The sequence below is a fragment of the Vitreimonas sp. genome, from assembly GCF_035627415.1.
GTDB lineage: Bacteria > Pseudomonadota > Alphaproteobacteria > Caulobacterales > Aquidulcibacteraceae > Vitreimonas.
Genome location: NZ_DASPLU010000016.1, coordinates 62,174 through 74,326 on the forward strand (window position 1 = coordinate 62,174; position 12,153 = coordinate 74,326).

A 12,153-nucleotide genomic window follows, 5' to 3' on the forward strand; every position below is an offset into this window, starting at 1 on the left:
CCTACTCCCTACTCCCTTTGCTCAGCGCTCCTTCGGATCCAGCGCGTCGCGCAGACCGTCACCGAGGAAGTTGAGCGCCAGCAGCGTAATTAGCATCGTCACCGCGGGTGAGATCAGCATCCACGGCGCTTGAATCATTTGCCGTGAGCCGTCCGAAATCAGCCGCCCAAGCGACGTCAGCGGCTCCTGCACGCCGAGGCCGATGAAGGAGAGGAAGCTCTCCGCCAGGATGATCACCGGGATGTTCAGCGTGGCGAACACCACGACCGGGCCCAGCACGTTCGGCACGATGTGGCGGAATACGATCTGCAGCGGCTTCGCGCCCGAGGCGCGCGCCGCTTCGACGAATTCCTTCTGCCGCAGCGAAATGGTTTGGCCGCGCACGATGCGGGCCATGGTGAGCCATTCGACGGCGCCGATCGCCGCGAAGATCCAGAGCAGCTTGATCACCGGATCAGGCGTGTTGATCACGGTCATCAGCACGATGACGAAGAACACGAACGGAATGGCGTAGAGCACGTCGACGATGCGCATCATCACGTCGTCGACGACGCCGCCGAAGAAGCCGGCGACGGCGCCCCAGGTGACGCCGATCGTCAGCGCCACCAACGTCGCCGCCAGGCCGACGAGCAGCGAAATGCGCAAGCCGAAGATGAGCCGCGCAACCATGTCGCGGCCCTCTGTGTCGGTGCCGAGCAGATGCATGTTCTGCGTCGTCGGCGCGATGCCGACGCTGTCGCGGAAGATTTCGTCGACCGGATGCACCCAGAGCATCGGCCCGAATGCGGCCACCAGAACGAGGATGGCGACGACGTAAAGACTGACGATCGCCGCCGGATTGCGCATCAGGCGCCGGCGCGCGTCTTCCCAGAGCGAACGGCCCTTCACCCCCGCCGGCGGCGGCGCATCGTCCATCAGAATGTCGCTCATGCCGTGCGCGCCCTTGGATCCAGCACGCGGTACATGATGTCCGCCGCGAGGTTCAGGAAAATGATTAGGAACGAATAGATCAGCACCACGCCCATCACGAGCGTGTAGTCGCGCTGACCGGCGGCGTAGACGAATTGTTTGCCGATGCCGGGCAGCTGATAAACCGTCTCGATCACGAACGAGCCCGCCATCACGCCGGCGAGCGCCGGACCGACGTATGAAACGATCGGCAGCATCGCGATCGGCAGCGCGTGGCGCAGGATGACTTGCATTTCCGGCAAGCCTTTGGCGCGCGCGGTGCGGATCGCGTTCGAGCGCAGCGCCTCGATCATCGAAGCGCGCATCAGCCGGGAGACGATGGCGACCAAGGGCAGCGCCAACGTCACGATCGGCAGGATCAGATAGATGATTCCGAACTCGTCGCGATGCAGGCCCTGACTTGGCAGCACGCCCCACTGGACGCCGAACAGGAGCTGAAACACCGGACCGACCACGAGCGGCGGCAGACACACCCCGGCTATGGCCAGCGCCATCACCGCGTAATCCTGGATTTTGTTCTGCCGCAGCGCGGCGATGATCCCGAGGCTGCCGCCGACCAGCAGCGCCAGCGCCATCGCGCCGAACCCGAGGATAGCGCTGGTGGGCGCGCCCTCAGCGATGATGTCGATGACCGACTTGTCCTTGTAGGTCATGGAGGGGCCGAAATCGCCGCGCAGCAGGCCCCCGCCCTCTTCGGTCCCCACCAGATAACGCAAGAGCTGCTGCTCGACCGGCAGGTCGAGGCCGAACTTGGACTTGAGCCGCTGCTCGATCTCGGGCTGGAGCTGGCGTTCGGCGGTGAACGGGCCGCCCGGCGCCGCCTTCATCAGCAGGAAGGCCGCGGCGACGATGGCAAGCAGGGTCGGGATAGCCACGAGCAGGCGCCGAACGGCAAGAGCGAGCATTCCCACGTCCTGGTTGCGCCGGACCCGGCGGCGAAGCGCGCGAAACCTTGCTTCTGAGACAGGCCGTGTCAACGTGGCTGCGACATGACAGAGTTCCGGCGCGTCAGCCCGCACTTCGCCGTCGCCGGCCAGATCGAGCTGGCCGACATTTCCCGAGCGGCGGCCGAGGGTTACCGCACCCTAGTGAACAACCGGCCCGACGGCGAGGCGCCCGGCCAGCCGCGCGCCGCCGAGGTGAAAGCGGCGGCCCACGCGGCCGGGCTCGATTTCCGTTCGATCGCCTTCGTCGGCCCGCCGCCGCCCGGGGCCGTGGCGGAAACGGCCGAACTCCTGGATGAGGCGAAGGGCCCTGTCCTCGCCTATTGCCGAAGCGGCAAACGCTCAATATTGGCTTGGGCCTTGGCGGAAGCCCTGCGCGGGGGATTAAAGCCTGACGAGATCATCGCCTTGGCCGCCAAGGCGGGCTACGAGCTAGAGGGGGCGCGGGGGGCGCTCGAAACGTTGGCGCCGAAGACCTGAATTAGGCCGCGATCAGCAGCCAGACGATCTTCAGCATCACAATCAGGGACAGGGCAAGCAGCACAGTGCGCACGCGATCCAATGCGAACATGCAGATGGCGAACACCGCTTCCATGCTGCGCTGCTCTGCAAGCGCCGGGCCGCAGGGCGTCTGATCCGTGACCGATGCAACGCCCCGCGTATTCCAGACCTCCGGTTCTGTCTGGCTCAAGGACTTCGAGTTCGGCTTGACCGGCCTCACAGTGCGCAAGACCGGCGCGCGCGTGCCCTATTCACCATCCGTGATCGCGCAAGTGACGGCCTGGTTCCGGTATTTCTTCGCCGCCCAGCAGATCGAGCGGCTGGCGCCCAGCTTCACCATCGCCTTCACGCCGGAACGGGCGCGGCCCTGGTATCTCATCTGGGCCGTGGCGCGCGCAGCGGGCGCGAAACTGGTGAAGGACGCGGCCAACGCCGACGTCGTGATGCATTTCGAGGACGCCACTTACAGCCCCAACGATCCGCCGACCAAGCTGAAGCCCGGCGTGAAGCTGGTGAATTTCAGCTGCCGCGACGTCTCGAAAACGAACGTCGCCCGCGCCTGCGCCGCCGCGTTCGGCCACCCGCTGGCGGTCGATCCGACGACCCACGCGGGCCCGGCGGTCGAGAAGTCCGAGATCAACGCCGCGCACGACGGCCGCATTGTCCAATGCCCGGCGCAGCCGATCCCGGGCCGCGTTTACCAGCGCGTGATCGACAATCGCATGGCCGGCGATCTCGACTTCGTGGAGGATCTGCGCACCTCCACGGTCGGCGGCAGGCCGGCCGTCGTTTTCGTCAAACGGCGCCAAGTAACCAAGCGCTTCCTCAATACGAACACCGAAGTGCTGCTGCGGATGCCCGAAGAGGTGTTCAGCGCCGAGGAAATCGAACAGATCAGCGCATTCACGCGCGAGATCGGCTTGGAATGGGGCGGAGTGGACGTGCTGCGCGATCGGACCACCGGCAAACTCTACATCGTCGACGCCAACAAGACCGACATGGGCCCGCCGATCGCGCTCAACCTCGCCGACAAGATCAAGGCGACCTACGCGATGCGCGACGCCTTCCGTAAATTCGTGCGCGGCGAATAAGAGCGCGCTTCCGATGGCGGCCAAGATCCCCTTCGTCCGCGAGATGGAATTCGAGTACGAGAAGGCGCAACAGGTCAGTCCGCTGATCCGGCGCCTGGTCGCGAACAATCCCGGCCCATTCACGTTTCGCGGCACCGGCGTCTACATTGTCGGCCGCGGCGAAGTCGCGATCATCGATCCCGGGCCCGACAATGCCGAGCACATCGAAGCCTTGCTCCGCGCCGTCGAGGGCGAGCGTGTGACGCACATCTTCGTCACCCACCGGCACATGGATCACAGCCCGGCCGCGCATCCGCTGGCCGAGCGCACCGGCGCCAAGGTCTACGCCAGCATGCTGGCGCCGAAGCCGAGCGAATGCGACGAGCTCAGGCTCGAAGCGGCCGACGATCACCTTTTCCAGCCGCACGTCGACGTGAGGGACCGCGATCGCTTCTCGGGTCCCGCCTGGACCATCGAAGCCGTGTTCACGCCCGGCCATACCGCCAACCACATGGCTTATGCGTTGCTGGAAGAGAACGCCCTCTTCCCCGGCGATCACATCATGGGCTGGTCCACCACCGTGATCGGCCCGCCCGATGGCGACATGAGCGATTACCTGCAGAGCCTGGAGAAGGTCCGCGACCGCGACTACACCACGCTGTGGCCGACGCACGGCCCGCCGGTGCGCGAGGTGCGCCCGTTCGTGCAGGCCTTCATCGATCACCGGCTTGAGCGCGAGGCGCAGATCCTCACGCAGCTGCAAGCCGGCAAGCACGCCATCAAGGACATGGTCAGCGTGATCTACGCCGACGTCGATAAGCGCCTCCACCCCGCCGCATGCCACTCGGTGCTGGCGCACATCATCAGACTTGTGGAACAGGGCCGCGTCACCTGCGACGGGCCGCCGTGCGTCGACAGCGAGTACTGGCTGCGCACTGCAGATTAAGCGCAGCGGCGCCGGAACTGGCGCAGGGCGAGCGCGTTTCCTTTCCCAGCTGACGTGGATCGATAGTAGATATCGAAAAACGTACAGCGCGAGAGCGGCTTCGATCAGATCCGAAGCCGCTCTTGTTTTGTGGCGGATGGCTACTCCGCCGCCTGCGTGCTCGGAAGCCGGTAATCCTTGAACTGGTCGCGCAGCGCCAGCTTGTTGATCTTGCCGGTGGCGCCGAGCGGAATTTTCTCCACCAGCACGACGTCATCGGGCATCCACCATTTGGCGATCTTGCCTTGCAGGAACGCCAGCAATTGCTCGCGCGTCGGCTGCGCGCCGGGCTTCGGTTCGATGATCAATAGCGGGCGCTCGTCCCACTTGGGATGCGCAATGCCAATCACGGCAGCGCACGCGACGCCCTCGGCGCCGACGGCGATGTTCTCGATGTCGATCGAGCTGATCCATTCGCCGCCCGACTTGATCACGTCCTTGGCCCGGTCGGTGATCTGCATGACGCCGAGCTCATCGATCGTGGCGACATCGCCGGTGTCGAAGTAGCCGCAGGTTTCCAGGCATTCGCCCTTCTCGTTCTTGGCCCCGGCGTTCTTGAAATAAGCGCGCGCCACCGCCGGACCGCGCACCAGCAGTCGACCGAACGCCTTGCCGTCGTGCGGCTTTTCCACGCCTTCGTCGTCGACGATCTTCATGTCGACGGTGAAGAGCGAACGGCCCTGTTTCAGCTTCGCCTTGATTTGGCTCTCGTGATCCATGGCGTGGTGTTCGGGGAGCAATTTGCCGAGCGAACCGATCGGGCTCATTTCGGTCATGCCCCAAGCGTGGATGACTTCGACGCCGTAATCTTCCTCGAACGCCCGCAGCACCGCCTCCGGCACCGCCGAGCCGCCGATTGCGACCCGCTTCAGCGTCGTTGGCTTCAAACCGTGCTCGCGCATGTGATTGAGCAGCATCAGCCAGACCGTCGGCACCGCCGCCGTGAACGTGACCTTCTCGCTTTCGAGCAACTCATAGACGCTGGCGCCGTCGAGCTTGGCGCCAGGCATGACGAGCTTGGCGCCGCACATCGGCGCGACGAAGGCGATGGCCCAGGCGTTAGCGTGGAACATCGGCACGATGGGCATGACGACGTCGCTTGCGCCGCAGCCGAACACGTCGGTCTGGTTCGCGGCCATGGCGTGCAGCACGTTGGAGCGGTGCGAGTATAGCACGCCTTTCGGATCGCCCGTTGTGCCGGACGTGTAGCAAAGCCCAGCGGCCGTATTCTCCTCGAAGCCGCCCCACTTCGCTTCTTGAGCGTGACCGTGGATGAAGTCCTCGTAAGCGATGAGCGGCAGCGACGTCGGCGGCAGGTGATCGCGATCCGTCGTCGCCACATAGAGCGTCACCGTCTTCAGCAGCGGCGCGATCTTCTCGACGATCGGCGTGAATGTCGTGTCGAAGAAGAGGATCTTGTCCTCGGCATGATTGATGATCCAGGCGATCTGCTCGGGGAAAAGGCGCGGATTCACGGTGTGCAGCACCGCGCCCATGCCCATGGCGCCGTACCAGGTCTCGAGGTGGCGCTCGGTATTCCAGGCGAGCGTGGCGACGCGGTCACCCAGCCGGATGCCGCGCTCCTGCAGCGCGTTCGTCACCTGCTTGGCCCGGCGCCAGATATTGGCGTAGGTGGTGCGCGAGATCGGGCCTTCGACGCTGCGGGTGACCACCTCGCGGCGCGGAAAGTTGACCTTCGCGTGGTCCAGGATGCGGTCGACCGTCAGCGGCCAGTCCTGCATGAGCCCGAGCATGAGCGCCTCCCGATGTTCTCGTTGCGGCGATTAAAGCGGGCCAGCGGCGCCCTGGCAAATCGCTCACGCGGCGCGGGCGGCGATTTCGGGAGTTTGGGCGGCGGCCGCGGGATGGACGCGCGCCAGCTTGGCCTGCAGCGCCCGCGCATCGGTGACGGGGAGCGGGCGCCAGCTCACGCTGAGCACGGCGCAGAACACGGCTGGCGCGGGAAGCTGGGCGAACACCGGCGGCGCCACGCACTGGCGCGTCGGCTCCGGCCACAGCGAGGCGATCAGCGCCGCCCGCTGGTGCGAGATCGAAGTGCGGTCGAGCCAGGCGGCGTTCGGCTCGCCCCAGGCCGGCGCGAGCTGGCGTTCGCACGCAGGCGCCTTGGCGGGCGAAGCCCGGAGCGCGAGCGCGGCCACTGCAATGTCGAACCCGCGCATGCCGGCTCCGTTCTCGCCGACAGCACGGACCGCGCCGCTGAAGGAAAGGTTAAGGGTAGAGCCGCGACTTGCCCCATGGCGCGCCGGCGCTCTCGCGCGTGAACACCAAGCGATCGTGCAGACGGAACGGGCGGTCGCGCCAGAACTCGATCGAGAGCGGAACGAGCCTGTAGCCGCGCCAATGCTCGGGCCGGGGCACCTCCCCCAAGCCGAACTTGGCGGTGAACTCGGCGATGCGCTTTTCCAGCGCGAGGCGGTCCTCGAGCGGACGCGACTGCTTGCTCGCCCAAGCGCCCAGGCGCGCGCCGCGGTCCCGGCTCTGGAAGTATTCGTCGGCCTCGGCGTCGGATGCGCGCTGGACCAAGCCGCGGATGCGCACCTGCCGGCGCAGGCTCTTCCAATGAAACACGACCGCCGCGCGCGGATTGGCTTCGAGCTGCCGGCCCTTGGCGCTTTCGCCGTTGGTGTAGAACACGAAGCCATCCCGATCGAAGCCCTTGAGCAGGACCATGCGGACATCGGGAAAGCCCGAAGCGTCGGCGGTCGCCAGCGCCATCCCGTTCGGGTCGTTCGGCTCCTTCGCTTTGGCCTCGGTGAACCAGCGTTCGAACAGCGCGAACGGCTCGTTCTCGGCGAACAGGGCCGCGTCGTCCGGCGGCGGATCGCCGGCCGGGTCGTATTTCGGTGACGGCGGGATGAGGGTGTCGTCGGCCAAGGGGAGCTCCTGGAGCGCGATCCTAACATGGCGATCATAAATCGGTGAGCAGGAGCGTCCGAGCGCCGCGGCAGGGAACGTGGCGCCGTGGCAACGCTTTACGCATTGCTGGCGCCCGCATCCGTGCGGTGTCTCGGCGGCATCCCATATCGTAGTCACGGGACGCCAAGTCGGTGAGCGAGAGAGGATGATCGTCTACAGCCTTCACGGTGAACGGGTCGCGGAGATCGGCGCCAAGGGCGCGCCGCTCGAAAGCGAACGCGACGCGAGCGAACTGATCGCCGAAGCGATCAGCTCGGACGCGCGCTTTGTCGCGATCCCGGCGGAGCGGCTGAGCCAGGACTTCTTCCGCTTGAGCACCAGAAAGGCCGGCGAATTCATCCAGAAGTTCGTCAATTATCGGCTGCGCCTCGCCATCCTCGGCGACATCACGGCGCATCTGGAGAGTTCTGCGCCGCTGGCAGACTTCGTGCGCGAATCCAACCGCGGCAAGTCGGTCTGGTTCGTGCGCGACAGCCATGAACTGCACGCCCGCTTGGCGCCGGCGCAGCTCGCATCCGCGGATTGAAGCGCGTTGCCCGTTAGGGGCGGTTGTGTCACTGACCAAAGCGGCATGTCGCACAACACGTTCGGGCATCTGTTTCGCGTCACCACCTGGGGCGAGAGCCACGGGCCGGCGCTGGGCTGCGTCGTCGACGGCTGCCCGCCCGGCCTGCCGCTGACCGCCGCCGACATCCAATTCTGGCTGAACCGGCGCAAGCCGGGTTCGAGCCGCTTCGTCACGCAGCGGCGCGAAGCGGACGAAGTGAAAATCCTCTCCGGCGTGTTCGAGGACGATCGCACCGGCGGACCGGTGACGACCGGCGCGCCGATTTCGCTGATGATCGAAAACACCGATCAGCGCAGCAAAGACTACGACGACGTGCGCGACCTCTACCGGCCGGGGCACGCGGACTACACTTACGACGCCAAATACGGCCTGCGGGACTATCGCGGCGGCGGGCGCTCGTCCGCGCGCGAGACGGCGGCGCGGGTTGCGGCGGGCGCCGTGGCGCGGCGAATTCTCGGCGGCGGCGTGCAGATCCGCGCCGCGCTGGTGCAGATCGGATCGGTGGCGATCGATCGCGGCCGCTGGGATTGGAGCGAGGTCGAGAACAATCCGTTCTGGTGCCCGGACGCACAAACCGCGCAAGCTTGGGAAAAGCTGCTCGACGACACGCGCAAGGACGGCAATTCCCTGGGCGCGATCGTCGAAGTGGAAGCGACGGGCGTTCCGGCCGGCTGGGGCGCGCCGGTCTACGGCAAGCTCGACGCCGAACTTGCCGGGGCGCTGATGAGCATCAATGCGGTGAAGGGCGTTGAGATCGGCGCCGGCTTCGCCGCGGCGGCGCTGACCGGCGTTGAAAACGCCGACGAGATGCGCGCGGGCAATGACGGCAGGCCGGTGTTCCTTTCGAACGCCGCCGGCGGCGTGCTCGGCGGGATATCCACCGGCCAGCCGATCGTCGCGCGCTTTGCCGTGAAGCCCACCTCCTCGATACTCACGCCGCGCCGGACGATCACGCGCGACGGCCAGAACGCCGATGTGAGCACCAAAGGCCGTCACGATCCGTGCGTCGGCATCCGCGCCGCGCCTGTGGGCGAAGCGATGATGGCGTGCGTGCTGGCCGATGCGATGCTGCGCCATCGCGGACAAACCTCCCGCTAACCTTTACAGTTCGACATTAGGTCCGCGCTGCGAATGCGCGTATCGAGTCGGCTCGATTCCGCGCTGTTCGTTCCGGGAGCCGCACGATGAGTCTGCTCAACGCCTCGATTCGCTTTGCACACGGCGCCGGCGCGTTCGCGCGCCAGAGCTGGCGGCGCGCCGTGCGGCAGGAACGCATGCTCGCTACGGCGACATTCGCGCTGATCGCCTCCACGACTTTGGCCGGCCTCGATTATGTCATCACCGGCGACGCGCCGGATTGGACTCCTGTCGATGCGGCTTATGCGCAGGAGGTGCGGGTCGTTGCGCATCATGTCGAAGCGCCGGCGAGCATCAAAATCGAGCCGCCGTCGCCGCTTACGGAAACACGTGCGGAAGTGGCCGATTTCAGCTTCACCACCGAGGTGCTGCTCGGCGGGCCTGACGCAACGGAACCCGGTGTTGCGGTTACCTCCGCCGCGTTCGCGCCTGCGCAAATAAAGCCATTCGCAGCCAATCGTTTGTGATCGCGGCGCTTACCGCGTGACCGGAACTGGAGGCCACGGCTTTCGGTTTTTCCGGCACGATGTTCGGCAAGACCCTCCCCCTCAAAGAAAAGATGCGCGCGGCGAGCGCATTCGGCGGTATCGCGGTCGCAAGTGCGGTGGCGCTCGACTTGATCGTCACCAGCGGCTGGCAGATCGACCCGCCGCCGACCGAGCTCGAGTTGAACGAGCCGAGCCCGACCTACATCGCCATGATGGATGGCGGCTGGCGCTCCGACTACAGCTACAGCACGGTCTCGTGGGACGAGCAGCTGCCGATCGACGACCAGACGTACGAGACCGAGCCGGTTGAGCGTCTGGCCGGCGCGCCGGGCGGCGACGATCCTTACTACCGCACGGCGCATTATGACGTGCCGAGCGAAGATGAGCTGTATCGCGAGATTGCAGCCTTGTACGCCGAACAAGACGCGCGCGCGGCGGAAGCTGAACGGCGCGCAGAGGAACGGATGGAAGAAGCCGAGGAAGCTGAGCTGCGGATCAATGAGGACCTCAAAGCGGTCGAGAGCGTGGTGGATGAAGAGTACCGGCGTGTGAGCACGCGCGGCTCGGCGGCGGATGATTCGGCCGAGGACACCGAATTCGCGCCGGCCGATGAGGCCGTCGACGAGGTGAGTGAACTCGAGGGCGAAGCTAGCGTTTCCGAAGACGAGTGATCTTGGTCAGGAACGCCCGTTCGGTCTCCTCGACCTCTAGGCCGACCTCGCCGAACATTTGAGCGAAATCCTCCTTCAGGTATGAACTGAAGTAAGGCTCGTGGAAGCCGACGGGGAAGTATTCCAGCATGCGATCGAGATCCGGCGTGTCGCCGGTCTGAATCGAATCCGCCAACACCAGGACGCCGCCGGGCTTCAGCACGCGCGCCATCTCCCGCGCGGCGTCGCGGCGCACGCGCGGCGGCAGCTCGTGGAAGAGGTAGACGCAGGTGACCGCGTCGAAGCTCGCGTCGTCGAACGGCGCCTGCTCGATCGCGCCGTTGACAATCTCCACCTGCGGCCAGTGCGCAAGGCGCGTGCGCGCCTCGGCGCAATAGGCGGGCGAGAGGTCGAGCCCGGTCGCCGGGATGCGCGGAAAGGCGTCGAGCACCTGGCGCAGGAAGCGGCCGTTGCCGCTGGCGACATCGAGCAGCTGCACGCGGCGTTGGTCCTGCCCTTTCAAGGCGCGCGCCAGTGAACCGAGGGCGATGCGGCGCATTGCATCGGCTGCGCCGCCAAACAGGATCTCGACTTGCGTGTCGTAGAGCTTGGCGCTGTCTTGGCTCAGCCAGCCGCCGGTCTGGTAGTGGAAGTTTTGCAGATAATAAGCCGGGAAGCTGCCGTCGCCTTTCACCTCTTCGCGCACTTCGACGCCGTCGCGCTCCAAGCGCCGCTGATCGACGCTCGGCAGATCGCGGAAGAAATTGGCCGAGTTGCGCAAGGCCGAAATCGCGCGCGTCAGCCGCACATCGTTCGGCGCCGGATATAGCCCGGCTTCGATATTGGCGCGGTCCTGGGCGAAGAGATCGAGGAAGGCGGCGCGGATGCGCTTGGCGTCGCCCTCGGGCGCCTGCGGCTGAAACTTCGGCTCGCCCGGGCGATTGAACGGGCCCGTGAGCCGGCGCGCCAGCATGTATTGGCCCATGTACCACGCGACGCGCGCGCCCTGCGCGGCGACGTAACGGGCGCGGCCGAGATCGCGCATCAGAGCCATGGCGTGTAGTCTAGCCGCAAGCGGCGCGCTGCTCTAGCCCGTCGCGGCCTCACGGGCTTGGATGAACAGCCATGAAAGTGGAAATCATCACACGGCGGGACGATCTGCTGATCCGTCGCCTTATCCTCGAGCCAGGGGAAGCGTTGGGCTGGCACACCGATCTCTGTGAGAGCTTTGCCGTTGTCGTTCGGGGCGAGCAGCTGACAATCGAGTATGGTGACGGTGAGAGCATGGCCGTGCCCGTGCATGCGGGCATGAGCGGCTGGGGCGAACCGGAGCCGCGCCCGCATCGCGCCGTCAACAGCGGCGCCAGCGCGTATGAGGAAGTGGTCACCTTCTACCTCCGCGCGCCGAACATGGACCCGCAACCGCGGGCGTGAAGCGTTCGCCATGGACGTGCGTCTCCAGCCGCGCGATGCGTCGCATCCACGGCGTTTCCGTGTTTTGCGCTCCCGAGTTGGGAGACGGGGCGCGCGATCCGCGCTGAGTAGTCTCTTTAGGGTGCGCCGGTTGTCTCCAACCAACGCCGCGCGCTTCGCGCGCCCCGGTTTGCCGATCGTTTTTCCCGGTTTGGGACGAGGAGTTGTAGAACGCCGTCTTGCGACAGCTCGCCTCCTGCACGATGGAATGCGGACGCGCCTCTTCACACCAGGCCGTATCCGCTCCGACGCAACCCGCCATCGACGGATGGCGTCTCGGGGCTTGGCTCCATTCCCAATTCGCCGGTGCTGCGGGCAGAGCTTCCGCTGCTCTGGGCCCTTCGGTTTCACTCCCCGAAGGCAAATCCCGCCGACCGTGTCTTGCACCTCTCAAAGTTTCGGACGTCTTCGAAAGCTCCCGTGTGCGAGAC

General features: G+C 66.0%; 14 protein-coding genes. 8 read left to right on the top strand and 6 right to left on the bottom strand.

What is annotated here, in order from left to right:
* Nucleotides 1-21: 21 nt before the first annotated feature.
* Together VEA80_RS10980 and VEA80_RS10985 are read right to left on the bottom strand one after the other, a co-directional pair.
* Complete coding sequence (locus VEA80_RS10980) at nt 22-930, bottom strand: ABC transporter permease (RefSeq protein WP_325060781.1); 909 nt, start codon at nt 928-930, stop codon at nt 22-24.
* Nucleotides 927-1,874 (bottom strand): ABC transporter permease, encoded by a 948-nt coding sequence (locus tag VEA80_RS10985; protein ID WP_325060782.1) that lies wholly within the window; start codon nt 1,872-1,874, stop codon nt 927-929. Before VEA80_RS10985 ends, VEA80_RS10980 begins: the two co-directional genes overlap by 4 nt.
* Before the next feature lie 84 nt (nt 1,875-1,958).
* Here VEA80_RS10985 and VEA80_RS10990 point away from each other — a divergent pair, with 84 nt between their 5' ends.
* The 3 genes from VEA80_RS10990 to VEA80_RS11000 all read left to right on the top strand — a co-directional run bounded on the left by VEA80_RS10990 (nt 1,959) and on the right by VEA80_RS11000 (nt 4,430).
* Nucleotides 1,959-2,393 (top strand): TIGR01244 family sulfur transferase, encoded by a 435-nt coding sequence (locus VEA80_RS10990; RefSeq protein WP_325060783.1) that lies wholly within the window; start codon nt 1,959-1,961, stop codon nt 2,391-2,393.
* A gap of 158 nt (nt 2,394-2,551) precedes the next feature.
* On the top strand, nt 2,552-3,505 hold the full coding sequence (locus tag VEA80_RS10995; RefSeq protein WP_325060784.1) for a hypothetical protein: 954 nt from the start codon (nt 2,552-2,554) through the stop codon (nt 3,503-3,505).
* 13 nt (nt 3,506-3,518) lie between these two features.
* Nucleotides 3,519-4,430, top strand: a complete 912-nt coding sequence (locus VEA80_RS11000; RefSeq protein ID WP_325060785.1) for an MBL fold metallo-hydrolase — start codon at nt 3,519-3,521, stop codon at nt 4,428-4,430.
* Nucleotides 4,431-4,570: 140 nt separating this feature from the next.
* Here VEA80_RS11000 and VEA80_RS11005 read toward each other — a convergent pair whose 3' ends face one another.
* The 3 genes from VEA80_RS11005 to pdxH form a co-directional block, all read right to left on the bottom strand.
* Nucleotides 4,571-6,223, bottom strand: a complete 1,653-nt coding sequence (locus VEA80_RS11005; protein WP_325060786.1) for a long-chain-fatty-acid--CoA ligase — start codon at nt 6,221-6,223, stop codon at nt 4,571-4,573.
* Nucleotides 6,224-6,286: 63 nt separating this feature from the next.
* Nucleotides 6,287-6,649, bottom strand: coding sequence for a hypothetical protein (locus tag VEA80_RS11010; RefSeq protein ID WP_325060787.1), 363 nt, complete (start codon nt 6,647-6,649; stop codon nt 6,287-6,289).
* 49 nt (nt 6,650-6,698) lie between these two features.
* Entirely contained in the window at nt 6,699-7,364 is a 666-nt protein-coding gene (gene pdxH, locus VEA80_RS11015; protein WP_325060788.1) for a pyridoxamine 5'-phosphate oxidase, read from the bottom strand.
* A 187-nt stretch (nt 7,365-7,551) separates the two neighbouring features.
* On the opposite strand from pdxH, the gene VEA80_RS11020 reads away from it, so the two are divergent.
* From VEA80_RS11020 to VEA80_RS11035, 4 genes are all read left to right on the top strand, one after another.
* Nucleotides 7,552-7,932, top strand: a complete 381-nt coding sequence (locus VEA80_RS11020) for a DUF4180 domain-containing protein (protein ID WP_325060789.1) — start codon at nt 7,552-7,554, stop codon at nt 7,930-7,932.
* Between the two features lie 45 nt (nt 7,933-7,977).
* Nucleotides 7,978-9,072: a chorismate synthase gene (gene aroC, locus VEA80_RS11025; RefSeq protein WP_325060790.1), complete on the top strand. Its 1,095-nt coding sequence runs from the start codon at nt 7,978-7,980 to the stop codon at nt 9,070-9,072.
* Nucleotides 9,073-9,158: 86 nt separating this feature from the next.
* Nucleotides 9,159-9,578 carry a hypothetical protein gene (locus VEA80_RS11030; protein WP_325060791.1) on the top strand — a complete coding sequence of 140 codons (420 nt, stop codon included), beginning with the start codon at nt 9,159-9,161 and terminating at the stop codon, nt 9,576-9,578.
* A gap of 92 nt (nt 9,579-9,670) precedes the next feature.
* The gene (locus VEA80_RS11035) at nt 9,671-10,270 is read left to right on the top strand and encodes a hypothetical protein (RefSeq protein WP_325060792.1); all 600 of its coding nucleotides are present in this window, start codon (nt 9,671-9,673) and stop codon (nt 10,268-10,270) included.
* On the opposite strand, the gene VEA80_RS11040 is transcribed toward VEA80_RS11035, so the two are convergent.
* A complete protein-coding gene (locus tag VEA80_RS11040) occupies nt 10,248-11,303 on the bottom strand; it encodes a class I SAM-dependent methyltransferase (protein ID WP_325060793.1) in 1,056 nt (351 codons plus the stop codon). The two genes, VEA80_RS11035 and VEA80_RS11040, sit on opposite strands and share 23 nt — an antisense overlap.
* Nucleotides 11,304-11,374: 71 nt before the next feature.
* On the opposite strand from VEA80_RS11040, the gene VEA80_RS11045 reads away from it, so the two are divergent.
* Nucleotides 11,375-11,683, top strand: a complete 309-nt coding sequence (locus tag VEA80_RS11045) for a hypothetical protein (protein ID WP_325060794.1) — start codon at nt 11,375-11,377, stop codon at nt 11,681-11,683.
* The last annotated feature ends 470 nt before the right edge of the window (nt 11,684-12,153 follow it).